This window comes from Paracoccus solventivorans (genome assembly GCF_900142875.1).
GTDB classification, from domain to species: Bacteria; Pseudomonadota; Alphaproteobacteria; order Rhodobacterales; family Rhodobacteraceae; genus Paracoccus; species Paracoccus solventivorans.
Window position 1 is genome coordinate 89,702 of sequence record NZ_FRCK01000007.1, and the last position, 17,491, is coordinate 107,192.

Consider the following 17,491-nt stretch of genomic DNA (forward strand, 5'->3'; position numbering starts at 1 on the left):
TCTCCGGGCTTTCGAGCGCCCGGAATAGAAGGCGGATCAGAAAACAGCCCCCAAGGCTGTTTTCCCGCCGGATGGTCCAGTGGACTGTTTCAGCGAGGAAAGCCCCGGCAGTGGCCGGGGCTGGCCCCCGCTCCGACCACGCCCCCGGGACTGCTGCTTCCGCAACGTCCCCCGGCCCGCACGGTTGCAGTCCGCCCCCGCCGCGCCATGATCGCGCCAACGCCACATGCAAGGAACAAGCGATGCTGCCTCCGATCCTGTCGAACCTGCGTATCCCCGTCGTCGCCTCGCCCATGTTCATCGTCTCGGGGCCGGAGCTGGTCATCGCCCAGTGCAAGGCCGGGATCGTCGGTTCGTTCCCCGCGCTGAACGCGCGCGAAAAGGACGGCGAGCCGCCGCTGCTCGACGTCTGGCTGACCCGCATCCGCGAGGAACTCGACCGCCACAACCAAGCCAACCCCGACCGCCCGGCGGCGCCCTTTGCGGTCAACCAGATCGTCCACCGCTCGAACGCGCGGCTGGAACGCGACATCGAGATCTGCCACCGCCACAAGGTGCCGATCTGGATCACCAGCCTGGGCGCGCGGGTCGAGGTGAACGAGGCCGCCCATGACTGCGGCGGCATCAGCCTGCACGACGTGGTGAACGCGACCTTCGCCCGCAAGGCGCTGGAAAAGGGCGCCGACGGGCTGATCGCGGTGGCGGCGGGTGCGGGCGGCCATGCAGGGGTGCAGTCGCCCTTTGCGCTTCTGCAGGAAATCCGCGCGTTCTTCGACGGGCCGCTGCTGCTGTCGGGCGCCATCGCCACCGGCCGCGCGGTGCTGGCCGCGCAGGCGGCGGGGGCGGACCTTGCCTATATCGGCAGCCCCTTCATCGCCACGGCCGAGGCAAACGCCCCCGCCGACTACAAGCAGATGATCGTGGACTGCGGGGCCGAGGACATCATCTATTCCCCCGCCTTCACCGGCATTCCAGGCAACTATCTGAAACCCTCGATCCGCGCGGCGGGGATCGACCCCGACGGCCTGGGCGACGCCACCCCCGAGGCGATGGATTTCGGCAAGGACCAGCGCAAGGTCAAGGCGTGGAGCCAGATCTGGGGCGCAGGCCAGGGCATCGGCGCGGTTGACGCCATCCAGCCGGTGGCCGGGCTGGTGGACCGGCTCGAGGCCGAATACTTGGCCGCGAGGCGCGAACTGGCGCTGGCCTGACCGGGCGGCGCGGTCGGAACGGGGGTTTTCCACCCCCGCGCCCCCGGAGGATATTTCCACCACGATGAAGGGGCGCCGGCTGCGACGCCCCTTTGCTTTCAATGCGTGTCGGCCTGGGCTGCAGCGCGCGAGACCTCGGCCCTGTCCAGATGGGCGGCGCCGTTCAGGAACCAGTTCAGCGCCACCGCGGCCACCGCAGCCAGCAGGATGCCGGAATGGGTCAGCACCCGGGTCGATGGCGGCAGCCACTGGTCGAAACTGCCGGCGATCATCGGGATCATCCCCATGCCCAGCGACACCGCCACCACGAACAGGTTGTTGCGGTTGCCGGCGAAATCGACGCGCGACAGCACCCTTATGCCGGTCGCCGCGACCATGCCGAACATCACCAGCCCGGCCCCGCCCAGCACCACCGTGGGCAGCGCCTCGACCAGCGCGCCCATCTTGGGGATCAGCCCCAGCACCACCATGATCGCGCCCCCCGCCACGCAGACATGGCGCGAGCGCACCCCGGTCACGCCCACCAGCCCGACGTTCTGGCTGAACGAGGTATAGGGGAAGGTGTTGAAGATCCCGCCCAGCAGCGTGCCGACCCCGTCCACCCGCAGCCCAGCCGCCAGCCGCGGCTGGTCGATCTTCTGGTCCACCATGTCGCCCAGCGCCAGGAACATGCCGGTCGATTCGATCATCACCACGATCATCACCATGGTCATGGTCAGGATCATCACCGGGTCGAAACTGGGCATCCCGAAATGGAGCGGCCGGATCGGCGCGAACCAGGCCGCGGCGGCGACCTTGTCGAAATGCATCAGCCCCAGCGCGGCGGCCAGGATGCCGCCCACCACGATCCCCACCAGCACCGCGATATTGGACAGAAACCCGCGGGCAAAGCGCGCGATCAGCATGATCGTGGCCAGCACGATCCCCGCGATCACCATGTTTCCCGGCGCCCCGTAAAGCGGGTTCGGCACGGTCGGCGCCAGCGCCAGCCCGGCGGGGGCGCCGCCCTCGGCCATGTGCTGTTCCAGCCAGGCCTGCATCACCGGATCGACCAGCCGCGGCGCGGTCGGTCCCTGCGGCAGGCCGAAGATCCAGTTGATCCCGATCGGCATCAGGCTGACTCCGATCACCAGGATCACGGTTCCCGTCACCACCGGCGGAAAGAACCGCAGCATCCGGCTGACCAGCGGCGCCATCAGGATCGAGATCACCCCCGCCCCGATCACCGCGCCGAACAGCGCCCGTGCGCCCTCGATCCCGGGCATGGAATTGGCGATGGCGACCATCGGCCCCACCGCGGCAAAGGTCACCCCCATCATCACCGGCATCCTGACCCCCAGCCACGGGCCTGCGCCCAGCGACTGCAGGATCGAGACCACACCGCAGACGAACAGGTCGGCCGAGATCAGGAAGGCCACGTCCTCGGGCGGCAGTTGCAGGGCACGGCCGACGATCAGCGGCACGGCGATGGCGCCGGCGTACATCACCAGCACATGTTGCAACCCCAGCGCGAACAACCGCGGCGCGGGCAGCATCTCGTCGACCGGGTGGGTCCCGGCCCTGTGGCTCCTGTGCATGGTCTCCTCCCCGATGCATGGCGGTCTCGGGCAGTTTTGCGCATCGTGCGGAACCGACAAAGGCTTTCTTGCGCAATTCCACGATGCGGATAGGCGGCGTCCGGGCGGGGTCCGCACCCGTTGCGGCGGGGACGGGTTTGCGGCAGCTTGCGCGGATCATGGCGCAAGCAGGGGCATCTATGGAATCGACCTCTTCCCGCCCGCGCGGGCGGCCTTCGGGCGGGGGGCCTGCGGCGGGCTCGGCCGTGGTGGACCGGGCGCTGGCGCTGCTCGAGGTGCTGGCCGCGGGCAACGGCGCCACGCTGTCCGAGTTGGGGCGGCGGCTGGGGCTGGCGCCTTCGACCACGCATCGGCTGCTGGCGGCGCTGGCCGCGCGGCGGCTGGCCGAGGCCGATCCCGTCACGCAGCTGTGGCACGTCGGGCCCGGCGCGTTCCGGCTGGGCGCGGCCTTCCTGCGCCGCGGCGGGCTGGCGGAACGCGCCCGCCCGGTCATGGCGCAGCTGGCGGCCGACAGTGGCGAGACCGCGGTGCTGGCGGTGGCCGACGGCGACGCCGCGCTGGTGGTGGCTGAAGCGCAGGCGGCGGCCTCGCTGCGGGTGGTGCTGCCCGCCGGGACGCGGCTCGCCTATCACGCCACCGCGCCGGGCAAGGCGCTGATCGCGCATCTGCCGCTGGCGCGGGTGCGGGCGCTGCTGGGATGCGATGCCCTGCCGGCGCTGACTCCGCGCAGCTTCACCGACCAGGGCGAGCTGACCGCCGAGCTTGCCACCCTGCGCCACGGCGGCTGGCTGGCCGAGCGGGGCGAGGCGGTGCCCGGCCAGAACGGCATCGCCGCCCCGGTCTTCGGCGGCAGCGGCGACCCGGTGGCGGCGCTGGGGATCATCGGCCCCGAGGTGCGGCTGGACGAGGCGGCGCTGGCCCGGCTTGGCCCCGCCGTGGCCGCGGCCGCCGCCGGGCTGGGCGCGGCGCTTGGCGGCCCCGCCCTTTCCCCGCAAGCCGTCAGCGGCTAGGTTGCGCCGCGATGGACCGCGCCCCCCTTGTGACCGCCTGCATGAGCGACATTCTCTCCGTGATCGACAGCGCCGATGAGGCCCTGACCGCCGGGCTCGCCCGCGCGCTGGCGGCAGTGCTCGCCCCCGGCGACACGCTGCTGCTGGACGGGCCGGTGGGCGCCGGCAAGACCCATTTCGCCCGCGCCCTGATCCGCGCGCGCCAAGGCGATGCCCCCGAGGACGTGCCCAGCCCCACCTTCACCCTCGTGCAGAGCTATCTGGACGCGCGCGGGGTCGAGATCTGGCACGCCGATCTCTACCGCCTCACCGATCCGTCCGAGCTGGTCGAGCTGGGGCTCGAGGACGCGATGGACCACGCGATCACGCTGATCGAGTGGCCCGACCGGATGACCCCGCCCCCGCCGGGCGCGCTGACCGTGACGCTGGCCGCCACCGCCGACGACCGCCGCCGCATCACCCTGTCGGGCGATCCTGCCCGCTGGGCGCATGTGCCGCGCATGGTGCAGATCGCGCAGTTCCTGCATGGCGCGGGCTGGGCGGGCGCGCGGGTCGAGCCGCTGGCGGGCGATGCCTCCTCGCGCCGCTATTTCCGGCTGATCGGGGACAGCGGCACCGCGGTGCTGATGGACGATCCGACCAGCAGCGGCCAGCCCGGCAGCGACATGGCCCGCTATCTGGCGATGACCCGCTGGCTGCGGGCGCGCGGCTTTCATGCCCCTGAAATCCTTGCGCTGTCGGAACCCGAGGGCCTGCTGCTCGCCGAGGATCTGGGCGACGACCTGATCGCTCGCGTCCTTGACCGCGACCCGCAGGCGGCGGCGCCGATCTATGACCGCATCGCCGATCTGGTGGCGGAACTGCATCGCCACCCGCCGCCCGGTTTCGTCCCGCCGCTGGACGGCCCGGCGCTGGCGCAGCAGTCGGAACTGTTCGCCGCGTGGTATCCCGCCGCCGCTGGCCGTCCCGGCGCGGGCGCCGGGGTCGCCGCCACCATCGCCGCCCTGCACGCGCAGCTTTGCGCCGATGCCTCGCCGGCGCTCTCCCTGCGCGACTTCCACGCGGAAAACCTTGTCTGGCGCGGCGAGGCCCCCATCGGGCTGCTGGATTTTCAGGACGCGGTGGCGGTGCATCCGGCCTATGAGCTCGCCTCGGTCCTGCAGGACGCCCGCCGGGACGTGGCGCCCGAGATCGAGGAGCGCGCGCTGTCGCGCTATATCGCCGCCACCGGGCAGGATGAGGCGCGGTTCCGCGCCGCCTATGCGCTGCTGGGCGCGGCGCGAAACCTGCGGATCATCGGCATCTTCACCCGGCTGTGCCTGCGCGACGGCAAGACCCGCTATCTCGATTTCATGCCGCGGGTCTGGGATGCCATTGCCCGCGACATCGCGCACCCGGCGCTGGCGCCGCTCTCCGCCGCGCTGCGGGACGTGCCGCCGCCCTCGCCCGACATCATCGCTGCGCTGCGAGCGCGGGCGGGGGACGTGAGATGACCGAGACCCTGATGCTGTTCGCCGCCGGCAAGGGCACCCGCATGGCACCCCTGACCGACACCACGCCGAAGCCGCTGATCCCGGTCGCCGGGCAGCCGCTGCTGGACCGCGCGCTCGACCTGGCGCGGGCGGGGGGCGCACGGCGCATCGTGGTCAACATCCACCATCTGGGCGACCAGATCGCCCGGCATCTCTCCGGCAGCGAGGTGATGGTTTCAGATGAAACCGACCTGCTGCTGGATACCGGCGGCGGGCTCCGGCGGGCGCTGTCGCTGCTCGGCCCCGGCCCCGTTTTGACGCTGAACCCCGATGCGGTCTGGACCGGCCCGAACCCGGTCGCCGCGCTGCGCGCCGCATGGGACGGGGGGCGCATGGACGCGCTGCTGATGCTGGTGCCGCTGGACCGCGCCCGCGGCCGCATCGGCGGCGGCGATTTCACGCTGGACGCGGGCGGGCGGATCAGCCGCGGCGGCGATCTGGTCTATACCGGCTGCCAGATCATCCGCACCGAGGGGCTGGCGGCGATCCCGGAACAGGTGTTCTCGCTCAACCTGCTGTGGGACCGGCTGCTGGCGCGGGGGCGGGTGTTCGGCATGGTCCACAAGGGCGACTGGTGCGACGTCGGCCGTCCCGACTGCATCCCGCTGGCTGAGGCAATGCTGGCCGGGGGCGCCTGATGCGCGGCCTCTACGCCCTGCCCCCCGGCGCGGATTTCGCCGCCGGTTTCGTGCGCGGCCTGCTGGCGCGGATGCAAGGCAGCCCGCCCGAGGCGCTGGCCGCGGTCACCGTCTGGTGCAACTCGGGCCACACGCTGCGGGCCATCGAGTCGGCGCTGCGCGACAGTGGCCCGCTGCTGCTACCCCGGCTGCGGCTGATTGCCGAACTGGGCAGCAGCAGTGGGTTTGCGCCCCCGGCCCCGCCGCTGGCACGGCAGCTGGACCTGGCGCAGCTGGTCGCCCGCGCGCTGACGGGCGACGCGACCGGGCAGTCGGTGCCGACGCTCGCGGCCTCGCTGTCCACGCTGATGGCCGAGATGCAGGCCGAGGGGCTGGGGCCGGACGCGCTGGAGCGCATCGACGCCGGCGCCCATGCCGCGCATTGGCAGCAGGCGTTGGCCTTCCTGCGCATCGCTGCCGGCTTCCACCTGCACGGCCCGCCCGTGGACCGCGAGGCGCAGCAGCGCGCGGCGGCAGAACGCCTGGCCGCCGATTGGCAGCAGGGGCTGAACCTGCCCGAGGGGCCGGTGATCGTCGCGGGCTCGACCGGCTCGCACGGGGCCACGCGGCTGTTCATGCAGGCGGTGGCGGCGCTGCCGCAAGGCGCGGTGGTGCTGCCCGGTTATACGCCGATGCCCGAGGGCGCCGCGGCCGCCATGCACGAGGATCACCCGCAGGCCCGTTTCGCGCCGCTGGTCGCCGCCTGTGGGGAACCGGCGCGGTGGGACGACGCCCCCACGCCCGACCCCGCCCGCAATGCGCTGGTGGCGCTGGCGCTGCGCCCCGCCCCCGTCACCGACCAGTGGGTGGCCGAGGGGCCCTCGCTGGGCGACCTGCCCGCCGCCACCCGGCGGATGACGCTGATCGAGGCCGACAGCCCCGCGGCCGAGGCCAATGCGCTGGCCGCCCTGATCCGCGGCGCCGTGCATGAAAGCCGACCCGTCACGCTGATCGCCGCCGACCGCAGCCTGACCCGGCGCGTGGCGGCGGCGCTGGACCGCTGGGGGATCATCCCCGACGACAGCGCCGGGGTGCCGCTGCCGCTGACCGCGGCCGGGCTGTTCCTGCGCCATGTGGCGGAACTGCCGGGCCAGCCCTTTGGCATCGACAGCCTGCTGGTCATGCTCAAGCACCCGCTGACCGCCACCGGCGCGGGGGACGAGGCGCGCCGCACCCATCTGCTGCACAGCCGCGAACTTGAGCTGCATCTGCGCCGCCACGGCCCGGCCTTTCCCGACGGCGCGGCGCTGCGCGCATGGGGCGCGCGGGCCGCGCGCGGATCGGGCGAGGCCAGCGCCGAACGCGCCGCATGGGCCGCGATGATCGCGGCAGTTCTGGACGCCACTCTGCCGCTGATCGCAGACCCGGGCCCGCTGCCGCTGGCCGAACGCGCCGCCCGCCACCGCGGCATCGCCGAGGCCTGGGCCGCGGGCACCGGCACCGCTGACGCGTCAAGGCTTTACGCCGAGGCCGCGGGCGAGAAAGCCCGCGCCGTGCTCGACCACCTGGCCCTGCACGCGCCGCGCGGCCCGGCGATGTCGGCGCGCGACTTTGCCCGGCTGCTGGCGGACCAGCTGCAGGCTCAGGCGGTGCGCATGGACGTGGCCGCGCATCCGCTGGTGCGCATCCGCGGCCCGCGAGAGGCACGGACCGAGGCCACCGGGCTGGTGATCCTGGGCGGGCTGAACGAGGGCGGCTGGCCGCAGGCGCTGGACCCCGACCCCTGGCTCAGCCGTCCGATGCGAGAGGACGCCGGGCTGACCCTGCCCGAACGCCGCATCGGGCTGGCCGCGCATGATTTCCAGATCGCCATCGCCGCGCCGCAGGTGGTGCTTAGCCGCGCGCGCCGCAGTGACGAGGCCGAGACGATCCCGTCGCGCTGGCTCAACCGCTTGGTGAACCTGCTGGGCGGGCTGCCGGCGCAGGGCGGGCCGCAGGCGCTGGCCCTGATGCGCGCGCGCGGACAGCTCTGGCTGGACCGCGCCCGCGCCATCGAGGCCCCGGCCGAGGCCGAGCGGGCGCGGCCTGCGCCGCGGCCCTCGCCCCGCCCGCCCGCGCCGGCGCTGCGCGAGCTGTCGGTGACGGCGGTGCAGACGCTGATCCGCGACCCCTACGCGATCTATGCGCGGCAGGTGCTGGGGCTGTCGCCGCTGGACCCGCTGCGCCCCGAACCCGACGCGGCCGAGCGCGGCAACGTGCTGCACGCGATCATCCAGCGCTTCCTGACCCCGCCGCCCACCCCGCAGGACTCGCCGCAGGCCTTGCAGGAGCGGCTGCTGGCCGCGGCGGACGAGGTGCTGGCCGCGCAGGTGCCCTGGCCCACCAGCCGCCTGTTCTGGCGCGCCCGCATCGGCGGCATCGCCGCGCAGCTGTGCCGCGACGAACACGCGCGGCTGCAACAGGGCGCGCCGCTGGCGGTAGAGACGCAGCGGCGGCTGGCGGTGGCGGGGCTCGACTTCAGCCTGACCGCGAAACCCGACCGCATCGACCGGCTGCATGACGGCACGGCGGTGATCTATGATTACAAATCAGGCACCCCCTCGACCCGCCCGCAGATCCTGCAATTCGACAAGCAGCTGCCGCTGACCGCCGCCATGGCCGAACGGGGCGCCTTTGGCGAGCAGATGCGCGTGGCCGACCTGCGCTATATCCGCCTGGGGGGCGAGGGCGAGACCCGCAGCCACGGCTGGGACGCAGAGATGCAGGCGACCTGGGACCAGTTCGTCGAACTGATCTCGGCCTATCTGCGCGGCGAATACGGCTTTACCGCCCGCCGCGCGATGGAGCGGATGACCCACGGCTCCGACTACGACCACCTGTCGCGCCACGGCGAATGGTCCGAGGCCGATCCCCCGCAGCCGCAACAGGTGGGCCATGGCTGACGCGATCCCCCGCCCGGACGACGCGACCCGCGCGCAGCACATCGCCGCCGACCCGGAACGTTCGACTTGGCTGACGGCGAATGCGGGGTCCGGCAAGACCAGCGTGCTGACCGACCGGGTGGCGCGGTTGCTGCTGGGCGGCACCCGGCCGGAACGCATCCTGTGCCTGACCTATACCAAGGCCGCCGCGACCGAGATGCAGAACCGCCTGCTGGGCCGCCTGGGCGAATGGGCGATGCTGGACGACACGGCGCTGACCGCGCGGCTGGCGCGGATGGGCATCGCGGCCGGCGCCGACCTGCCCGCCGCGCGCCGGCTGTTCGCGCAGGCGATCGAGGCGCCCGGCGGTCTCAAGGTCCAGACCATCCACAGTTTCTGCGCCGGTGTGCTGCGCCGCTTTCCGCTGGAGGCCGGCGTGCCGCATGGCTTTGCCGAGCTTGACGACCGCAGCGCCGCCATCCTGCGCGCCGAGGTGCTGGACCGCATGGCGCGCGAGAACGTCCCCGAGATGGCGGACCTGCTGTCGCTGCGCTCGGACCACGGGCTGGACGAATTCCTGTCCTCGCTGACCGGCCATGACGCGCCCCCCGACGTGGCGGCGCTGTGGCGCTGCTGCGACCTGCCGCCCGGTTTCGACGATGCCGCGCTGCTGGGCGATTGCTTCGATGGCGGCGAGGTCACGCTGATCCCGGCGCTGATCCCGCTGCTGGAACAGGGCGGCAAGACCGATCAGGGCGCCGCTGAAAAGCTGCGCCGCGGCAACTGGGCGGCGGCGGCGGTGGAGGAGCTGGAGATCCTCGAATCCGTGCTGCTGAACGGGGGCACCGCGAAAGAGCCGTTTTCCGCCAAGCTGGGCAATTTCCCCACCAAGGCGCTGCGCAGCGGCACCTGCGCCGCACTGATGGGCGATCTGGACGAGCTGATGAGCCGGGTCGAGGCCGCCCGCCCGCTGCGGCTGGCCTTGGCGCAGGCGCGGCGCACGCTGGCGCTGCAACGCTTCGGCCACGCCTTCTGCACCCGCTACGCGGCGGCGAAACTGGCCGGGGGCTGGCTGGATTTCGACGACCTGATCGCGCGGACGGCGCGGCTGCTGGACAGCTCGTCCATGGCGCAATGGGTGCTGTTCCGGCTGGACGGGGGCATCGACCATATCCTGGTGGACGAGGCGCAGGACACCTCGCCCCTGCAATGGCAGGTGATCCGGCGGCTGACCGATGAGTTCACCGCCGGCGCCGGCGCCGCCGACCGGCCGCGCACGCTGTTCGTGGTGGGCGACCCGAAACAGTCGATCTATTCATTCCAGGGCGCCGATATCGCGGTGTTCGAGGATCGCCACCGGCAGTTTGCCGAGGATTTTGACGCCGCCGGGGCGCCGATGCAGGACGCGGCGCTGCGCCATTCCTTCCGATCCTCGCCCGCAATCCTGCGACTGACCGACGCGGTGTTTTCCGGCGACGCCGCGCAGGGCTTGGGCGACGCGCCCACGCATATCGCCTTTCACGCCGGGCTGCCGGGGCGGGTGGATTTGTGGCCGCCGGTGCCCGAGCCCGACAAGCCCGACCCCGCCCCGTGGCACGCGCCGGTGGACAGCGTGGCAGCCAACGCGGCGTCAAAGGTGCTGGCGCAGCAGGTGGCACAGGCGGCGGCGCAGGCGATCGGCACCCCGATCACCCTGCGCGGCGGCCAGACCCGCGCGCTGCGGCCGGGCGATATCCTGATCCTCGTCCAGCGCCGCAACGAGATCTTCCACGAGGTGATCCGGGCGCTGAAACAGGCCGAGTTGCCGGTCGCCGGTGCCGACCGGCTGCGGCTGGGGGGGGAACTGGCAGTCAAGGACATCCGCGCGCTGCTGTCCGTGCTGGCGCTGCCCGAGGATGACCTGTCGCTGGCCGCCGCCCTGCGCTCGCCCCTGTTCGGGCTGGACGAGGACCAGCTTTACCGGCTGGCCGCCGGCCGCCGCGGCTATCTGATCGAGGCGCTGCGGAAATCCGGGCACGAGCGGGTCAAGGCGATCATCCAGGACCTGCAGGGGCAGGCAGATTTCCTGCGCCCCTACGACCTGATCTCGCGGCTGCTGGTGCGCCACGGCGGGCGGGCGCGGCTGGTCGGGCGGCTGGGCCCCGAGGCCGAGGACGGCATCGACGAGCTGCTGTCGCAGGCCCTGACCTATGAGACGGCCGAGACGCCCTCGCTGACCGGGTTCCTGGTGTGGCTGGCCGACGACACTGCCGAGGTCCGCCGCCAGCCCGGCAGCGCCGGCGACGGCCAGGGGCTGATCCGGGTGATGACCGTGCACGGCGCCAAGGGGCTGGAAAGCCCGGTGGTGATCCTGCCCGACTGCGCCGCCCGCAAGGGGCCGGGCCGCACCGGCGCCACCATCCTGCCCGACGACGGCCCGCCCGCGCATTGGCGCGCGCCCAAGGCGCAGCAGACCCCGTTTCTGGCCGAATGGGTCGAACGCGACCGCCAGCGGCAGGATGAGGAACGCCGCCGCCTGCTGTATGTGGCGATTACCCGCGCCGAAAGCTGGCTGATCGTGGCGGCGGCGGGCGACACCGGCGGCGGGCTGGACAGCTGGCACGCGATGGTGGCCGCCGGCTGCACCCGCGATCACGGATTGGCCGAGACGCATCTGGACTGCGCGTGGAGCGAACAGCCGATCCGCCGGCTGAGCTTCGGCGACTGGCCGGCGGGGGCGCCTGCGGCCGAGGTCAGCACGCCCGCAGCCGAGGAACTGCCCGACTGGCTGACTGTCCCGGCACCCCGGCCGCCGCACGCCCCTGCCCCCGTCGCCGCGACTGCGCTGGGGGGCGACAAGGTGCTGACCGCCGCGGCGGGCGGGGCGCAAGCCGGCCGGCGGGCGACGGCGGCGGCCGATCCGGGGGCGCAGCCGGGCGACCGCGAGGCCGCCTTGCTGGCGGGCACAAGGCTGCATCTCCTGCTGGAACACCTGCCCGGCCTGCCGCCGCAGGGCTGGCCCGCCCGCGCCGCCGACCTGCTGGCCGGGGCCGAGGGCGGGCTGCCCACCGCCCCGGAACTTACCGCGCTTCTGGACGAGCTGGCCGAGATCGCCGCAGCCGAATCGCTCGGCTCGCTGCTCTCTCCGCCCCCCGGCGCCACCGTGCTGCGCGAGGCGCCGCTGTCAGCACCGCTGCCGGGGGGAAGGGTGCTGTCGGGGACCATCGACCGGCTTGTGATCACAAGCGAGCGCATCACCATCGTCGATTACAAATCCAACGCCGCCGTCCCCGGCACCCCCGAGGCCACGCCCGAGGGCTATCTGCGCCAGATGGCCGCCTATCGCCACGCCGCGCGGGCGATCTGGCCGGGGCGCGCGGTGGAGTGCGTGATCCTGTGGACCCGCGCGCGGCAGGCGATGACGCTGCCCGAGCCGCTGCTGGACCTGGCCTGGGCCGCGGCGCTGCGCGGGCTTGAACCCGCCGCGGCCGGGCCATAGCTGTCTGGTGACCCGTCTTACCCCCTCAAGGAGTTTTCCCATGGCCACAGTGAACGCCACCGACGCCGATTTCGACAGTGTCGTGCGCCAGTCCGACATCCCAGTGCTGGTGGATTTCTGGGCCGAATGGTGCGGTCCCTGCCGTCAGATCGGCCCGGCGCTGGAAGAACTGTCGGACGAATACGCCGGCCGGATCAAGGTCGTGAAGGTGAACGTGGACGAAAGCCCCGACACCCCGGCCTCGCTGGGCGTGCGCGGCATTCCGGCGCTGTTCATGTTCAAGGGCGGCGAGGTGGTGTCGAACCGCATGGGCGCGGCGCCCAAGGCCTCGCTGAAATCCTGGATCGACGAATCGGTCTGATCCCACCAGTCCGCGGCGGTCACGAGGCCGCCGCGGCGACCTCGGCCAGTTCCGCCAAGGGGCGCGGGCGGTCGAAATAATAGCCCTGCACCAGCCGCACCCCGGCGCGGCGCAGCACGGCAAGCTCGGCGTCGGTCTCGATCCCCTCGGCCACGACGCTCATCCCCAGATCCTCGCACAGGTTGACGACGTGGCGCAGCACCAGCCAGGCGCGGCGGCTGGCGCAGCAATCGGCGATGAACTCGCGCGACAGCTTGATCCCGTCGAAGCGCCCCGAGCTGACCTGCGACAGCGCCGCGTATTCGGTGCCGAAATCGTCCAGCACCAGCCGGAAGCCATGGGCGCGCAGCCGCTCGACCTCGACCCCCAGAGCCACCGTGCTGGCCGACAGGCTTTCGGTCAGTTCGAGCGTCAGCCGGCCGGGGTCCAGCCCGTGGCGGCGCAGGGTTCCGGCGGCGGTATCGGCGAACCCCGGCTCGGCCAGCTGCCGGGCCGAGACATTGACGTTCAGCCGCAGATGCGCGGCGCCGCTGGCCAGATCGTCGCAGGCGCGGTCCAGCACCCAGCGCCCCAGCTCTCCGATCAGGCCGTTTTCCTCGGCCAGGCGGATGAACAGCGCCGGCTCGATGCGGCCGTATTGCGGGTGCTGCCAGCGCAGCAGCGCCTCATAGGCTTCGGTGGCACCGCCATCGACGCGGACGATGGGCTGATATTCCAGAAAGAACTCGCCATTGCGGCTGGCGGCGCCGATCGCGTGCAGCAGCTTCTGGCGGGCGTCGGCTTCCTCTTGCATGGCGGGCTGGAACCGCGCCAGCCCGCTGTTGTTGCGCTTGGCGTGATACAGCGCCAGATCGGCGCGGCGCAGCGCGGTGGAAACGGGGTCCGGCGCCGCCCAGTCCGCATCGGCGATGCCGGCGCTGATCCCGGTGCGGCAGTTGCTGTCCCCGATCATCAGCCCGGCGCCGCAGATCGCCCCCAGCCGTGCGGCCAGCGCCTCGGCCTCGGCCTGATCGGCGACCACGGCGCAGAACTCGTCCCCGCCCATGCGCGCGCAGACGGCATGGGCGGGGGCGCTGGCGGTCAGGCTTTGCGCCAGCCGCAGCAGGAAGCGGTCGCCGATCAGGTGGCCGTGCAGGTCGTTGATCGCCTTGAACCCGTCCACATCGATCATCACCACCGTGGCCGAGGCGTCCATCCAGCGCAGCCGGTTGAGCTGTTCGTAAAGCGTGCGGCGGTTGCCCAACCCGGTCAGCGCATCGCGTTCGGCCAGATAGCGGGCGCGCTCCAGCGCCAGCCGCTCGTCATGGATGTCCTCGAAGGTGCCGACCCATTCCGCCGGGAACGCCCCCGAGGCGGCGATCCGCACCCCCCGCGCCCGCATCCAGCGCCAGCGGTCGTTGGCGTCGAGCACCCGGCATTCCAGTTGCAGCGTATCGCCGATGTCGCGGCCGCGGAAATCGGCCAGCGGCCGGTCCTCGGGGTGGACGCGGTCCAGCGCCGCCCGCCCCAGCGCCTCGGATTCCGGGCGGCCGGTTAGCGCCCCCCAGCCCAGCGTGGCGAGGATCCGCCCGCCGAGGTCGGCGTGCCACAGCACCACCGAGCCGGCCTGAAGCGCCGCGGAATAGCGTTCGCGGCCCCGCGCGATGAAGTCCCCGGCTGAGGCCGCGGCCTGTCCCCCTGTCCCGGGGTCGGGGTCGACCCAGGGGTCAGGCCACGTCTTCTTCATCGATTCGCCAACAGAATAACTGCAATATCGCGGGCTTGCCGGATTTCCGCTTCACCGGATTGTTATCGGCAAAAACCTGCCGGTCAACCGCGAAACTGCACAAACGGACAGGACGGCGCCCGGTTGACAAAACGCCGCATCCATGGGCCGCGGGAGGCAGAATGAAAAAGGGCGCCGCAAAATGCGACGCCCCCGTGCTGGGCAGCGGCTGCCCGGCTGCCTTGGTCAGCCACGCAGCGTGCCGCCGGTGGCGCGCGCCACCTTGTCGACGATCTTTGCCGCCACCGCCTCGATCTCGGCATCGGTCAGGGTCTTTTCGCGGGGTTGCAGCCGCACGGTCAGGGCGACGGATTTCTTGCCCGGCCCCATCTGCGCCGCGGCACGCTCGCCCCGGAACTCGTCGAACACCGCGGCGCGGGCGATCAGCGCCTTGTCGGCCCCCTGCGCGGCATTGACCAGCGCCGCGGCCTCGACCCGCTCATCCACGACAAAGGCAAAGTCGCGCTCGACCGCCTGCAGGTCGCTGATCGCCAGCGCCGGGCGGGTGGGGGTGCGGGTCTTGGGCAGCGGCACGTTGCCGACATGGACGGTAAAGGCGACCGCCGGCCCCTTGATGTCCAGCGCGCGCAGGATGCGGGGATGCAGCTCGCCGAAGCTCGCCAGCCGGTTCGGCCCCAGCGCGATGTTCCCCGCCCGGCCGGGGTGCCACCACGGGTCCAGCTTGCGGTCGATCTGCGCCCGCGCCGGTGCGCCGACGGCGGACAGGATCGCCTCGGCATCGGCCTTGGCGTCGTAAAGATCGACCATGCGGCGCGAGCCGTAGGGGTCGCGCGGGGCCGCGGCGCCGACCAGCAGGCCAGAGATCAGGGTGGTCTGCTGCCCCGGCTCGCCGCCCGCGAACACCGGCCCGATCTCGAACAGCGCCAGATCCATGAAGCCGCGCGCCTGGTTGCGCGCTGCCGCCGCCAGCAGCCCGGGCAGCAGGTCGGGGCGCAGATGGGTCATTTCCGAGGAAATCGGGTTCTCGATCCGCACCGCGTCAGAGCCGCCGCCGAACAGCGCCGCCGCCGGCTGGTCGATGAAGCTGTAGGTGACGCATTCGTTGTAGCCCAGCGCCGCCGCCGCCCGCCGCACCGCGCTTTCGCGGCGCTGCAAGGGGGTCAGCACCGGCTGCGGCACGCCCGCGCGCGGACGCGGCAGCGGCTGGCCCCGCAGCCGCGACAGGCTGGCGATGCGGGCGATTTCCTCGACCAGATCGGCCTCGCCCTGCACGTCGGGGCGCCAGCTGGGCACCTGCGCCATGTCCCCGTCCATGACGAAGCCCAGCGCCTGCAGCGTGGCGCGCTGCTCGGCCTCGGGAATGTCCAGCCCGACGAGGCTTTGCGTCCGCGCGGGGTCCAGCCGATAGGCGCGGGAATGATCGGGGGCGGCGCCCGCCTCGACCACATGGCTGGCCTCGCCCCCGCAGAGATCGAGGATCAGCCGCGTCGCCAGCTCCAGCCCGGGCCGGGTGAAAGCCGGGTCCGCGCCGCGTTCAAAGCGATAGCGCGCGTCCGAATTGATGCGCAGCGCCCGCCCGGTCGCGGCGATGCCGATGGGCTGCCACCAGGCGCTTTCCAGGAACACCTCGGTGGTGTCCTCGGTCACGCCCGACTCCTCGCCGCCCATGATCCCGGCCAGGCTTTGCGGGCCATTGTCGTCGGCGATCACCAGATCGCCCGCACGCAGGGCATAGGTCTTGCCGTCCAGCGCGTGCAGCGATTCGCCCGAGGCCGCGCCGCGCACGGTCAGGTCGCCCACGACCTTGCCCGCGTCGAACACATGCAGCGGCCGGTTCAGGTCATAGGTGAACAGGTTGGTGATATCGACCAGCGTGGAAATCGGCCGCAGCCCGATCGCCTTCAGCCGCCGTTGCAGCCACTCGGGCGAGGGGCCGTTCTTCACCCCCCGGATCAGCCGCCCGGCGAAATGCGGCGCACGGTCCAGCACATCCGGCGCGATGGTCACGCCCAGGGGGCTGTCGAAGCTGCCCGCAACCGGCCGGATCTCCAACGGTTCGAGCCGCCCCAGTCCCCGCGCCGCCAGATCGCGCGCGATCCCCCGCACCCCCAGCGCGTCGGGGCGGTTGGGGGTGATCTTGATGTGGATCATCGGGTCGATCTTTTCGGGCGCATTCTGCGCCAGCCAGTCGGTGAACTTCTGCCCGACCTCACCCGAGGGCAGCTCGATGATGCCGTCATGTTCGTCCGACATCTGCATCTCGCGTTCCGAGGCCATCATGCCGTGCGATTCCACGCCGCGGATCTTGCCCACGCTCAGCGTCAGGTCGATGCCGGGGACGTAATCGCCGGGCCTGGCCAGAACGCCGATCAGCCCCGCCCGCGCATTCGGCGCGCCACAGACGATCTGCCTTTCGCCCTCGTCCGTCGCGACCCGCAGGACACGCAGCCGGTCGGCGTCGGGATGCTGCTCGGCATGTTCGATGCGGGCGATGGTGAACGGGGCAAGCGCCGCCGCCGGGTCGTGGATATCCTCGACCTCGAGCCCGAGATCGGTCAGCGCATCGGTGATCTCGGTCAGGGTGGCCGTGGTGTCGAGATGGTCACGAAGCCAGGAGAGGGTGAATTTCATCGTTGCTCTTTCAATCCAGCCCCGCCGCCTTGCGGAGCGCCTGATTCATCCGGCTTTGCCAGCCTGCGCCGCCCGCCTTGAACCAGTCCAGAACGTCGGGGTCCAGACGCAAGGTGGTGGAAATCTTCGGCGCATCTGCCGGGGGACGGCCACGCCGCACCGGCACGGCGTCGAACCGCTCGATCCATTCGGGCGCCGAGAGGTCGGGAATCTCGTCCTCATCGAAGCCGGGGGGCATAGGCTTTCTGTTCGCGCTCATTGGCCTTCCTCATGCTGATGATGCGCCTGGCATCACTGCGGGGCGTCCAGACCAGAACGACCATATGTTCGTCCAGACAGCCGAGGCCGCCTCATCCGCTTCCATCTCACTTAACAATGAGCGAATGTAATCTTCGCCCCTTCTCATTGCGCCATCTTAAAGGATGAA

11 protein-coding genes are annotated in these 17,491 nt (G+C 72.0%); 7 read left to right on the top strand and 4 right to left on the bottom strand.

Annotated features, from left to right (window positions below; all coding sequences use genetic code 11):
• Positions 1-242 precede the first annotated feature (242 nt).
• On the top strand, positions 243-1,211 hold the full coding sequence (locus BUB57_RS11395) for an NAD(P)H-dependent flavin oxidoreductase (RefSeq protein WP_073067081.1): 969 nt from the start codon (positions 243-245) through the stop codon (positions 1,209-1,211).
• A 98-nt stretch (positions 1,212-1,309) separates the two neighbouring features.
• Here BUB57_RS11395 and BUB57_RS11400 read toward each other — a convergent pair whose 3' ends face one another.
• Positions 1,310-2,788 (bottom strand): nucleobase:cation symporter-2 family protein, encoded by a 1,479-nt coding sequence (locus BUB57_RS11400; protein WP_073067083.1) that lies wholly within the window; start codon positions 2,786-2,788, stop codon positions 1,310-1,312.
• A gap of 179 nt (positions 2,789-2,967) precedes the next feature.
• Between BUB57_RS11400 and BUB57_RS11405 the strand changes: the two genes are divergently transcribed.
• Genes BUB57_RS11405 through trxA form a run of 6 tightly spaced genes read left to right on the top strand, consistent with a single transcriptional unit; the run spans position 2,968 to position 12,707 of the window.
• Positions 2,968-3,798, top strand: a complete 831-nt coding sequence (locus BUB57_RS11405; RefSeq protein ID WP_073067085.1) for an IclR family transcriptional regulator — start codon at positions 2,968-2,970, stop codon at positions 3,796-3,798.
• Positions 3,799-3,839: 41 nt separating this feature from the next.
• Positions 3,840-5,291, top strand: coding sequence for a tRNA (adenosine(37)-N6)-threonylcarbamoyltransferase complex ATPase subunit type 1 TsaE (gene tsaE, locus BUB57_RS11410; RefSeq protein ID WP_073067286.1), 1,452 nt, complete (start codon positions 3,840-3,842; stop codon positions 5,289-5,291).
• Entirely contained in the window at positions 5,288-5,968 is a 681-nt protein-coding gene (locus BUB57_RS11415; RefSeq protein WP_073067086.1) for a nucleotidyltransferase family protein, read from the top strand. Before tsaE ends, BUB57_RS11415 begins: the two co-directional genes overlap by 4 nt.
• On the top strand, positions 5,968-8,889 hold the full coding sequence (addB, locus tag BUB57_RS11420; RefSeq protein WP_073067087.1) for a double-strand break repair protein AddB: 2,922 nt from the start codon (positions 5,968-5,970) through the stop codon (positions 8,887-8,889). Before BUB57_RS11415 ends, addB begins: the two co-directional genes overlap by 1 nt.
• Positions 8,882-12,346 carry a double-strand break repair helicase AddA gene (addA, locus tag BUB57_RS11425; RefSeq protein ID WP_073067088.1) on the top strand — a complete coding sequence of 1,155 codons (3,465 nt, stop codon included), beginning with the start codon at positions 8,882-8,884 and terminating at the stop codon, positions 12,344-12,346. Before addB ends, addA begins: the two co-directional genes overlap by 8 nt.
• A 40-nt stretch (positions 12,347-12,386) precedes the next feature.
• Positions 12,387-12,707, top strand: a complete 321-nt coding sequence (gene trxA, locus BUB57_RS11430) for a thioredoxin (protein ID WP_073067090.1) — start codon at positions 12,387-12,389, stop codon at positions 12,705-12,707.
• A gap of 19 nt (positions 12,708-12,726) precedes the next feature.
• On the opposite strand, the gene BUB57_RS11435 is transcribed toward trxA, so the two are convergent.
• The 3 genes from BUB57_RS11435 to BUB57_RS11445 all read right to left on the bottom strand — a co-directional run bounded on the left by BUB57_RS11435 (position 12,727) and on the right by BUB57_RS11445 (position 17,323).
• Complete coding sequence (locus BUB57_RS11435) at positions 12,727-14,433, bottom strand: putative bifunctional diguanylate cyclase/phosphodiesterase (RefSeq protein ID WP_073067092.1); 1,707 nt, start codon at positions 14,431-14,433, stop codon at positions 12,727-12,729.
• Between the two features lie 225 nt (positions 14,434-14,658).
• Complete coding sequence (pheT, locus tag BUB57_RS11440; RefSeq protein WP_073067094.1) at positions 14,659-17,064, bottom strand: phenylalanine--tRNA ligase subunit beta; 2,406 nt, start codon at positions 17,062-17,064, stop codon at positions 14,659-14,661.
• A gap of 10 nt (positions 17,065-17,074) precedes the next feature.
• Positions 17,075-17,323, bottom strand: coding sequence for a BrnA antitoxin family protein (locus BUB57_RS11445; RefSeq protein ID WP_234952056.1), 249 nt, complete (start codon positions 17,321-17,323; stop codon positions 17,075-17,077).
• Positions 17,324-17,491 lie beyond the last annotated feature (168 nt).

Coding starts and splice junctions, on each gene's coding strand:
- tsaE (WP_073067286.1), top strand. CDS start 3,840: ATGAGCGACATTCTCTCCGTGATCGACAGCGCCGATGAGGCCCTGACC.
- addB (WP_073067087.1), top strand. CDS start 5,968: ATGCGCGGCCTCTACGCCCTGCCCCCCGGCGCGGATTTCGCCGCCGGT.
- BUB57_RS11415 (WP_073067086.1), top strand. CDS start 5,288: ATGACCGAGACCCTGATGCTGTTCGCCGCCGGCAAGGGCACCCGCATG.
- addA (WP_073067088.1), top strand. CDS start 8,882: ATGGCTGACGCGATCCCCCGCCCGGACGACGCGACCCGCGCGCAGCAC.
- BUB57_RS11400 (WP_073067083.1), bottom strand. CDS start 2,788: ATGCACAGGAGCCACAGGGCCGGGACCCACCCGGTCGACGAGATGCTG.
- BUB57_RS11435 (WP_073067092.1), bottom strand. CDS start 14,433: ATGAAGAAGACGTGGCCTGACCCCTGGGTCGACCCCGACCCCGGGACA.
- trxA (WP_073067090.1), top strand. CDS start 12,387: ATGGCCACAGTGAACGCCACCGACGCCGATTTCGACAGTGTCGTGCGC.
- BUB57_RS11405 (WP_073067085.1), top strand. CDS start 2,968: ATGGAATCGACCTCTTCCCGCCCGCGCGGGCGGCCTTCGGGCGGGGGG.
- pheT (WP_073067094.1), bottom strand. CDS start 17,064: ATGAAATTCACCCTCTCCTGGCTTCGTGACCATCTCGACACCACGGCC.
- BUB57_RS11395 (WP_073067081.1), top strand. CDS start 243: ATGCTGCCTCCGATCCTGTCGAACCTGCGTATCCCCGTCGTCGCCTCG.
- BUB57_RS11445 (WP_234952056.1), bottom strand. CDS start 17,323: ATGAGCGCGAACAGAAAGCCTATGCCCCCCGGCTTCGATGAGGACGAG.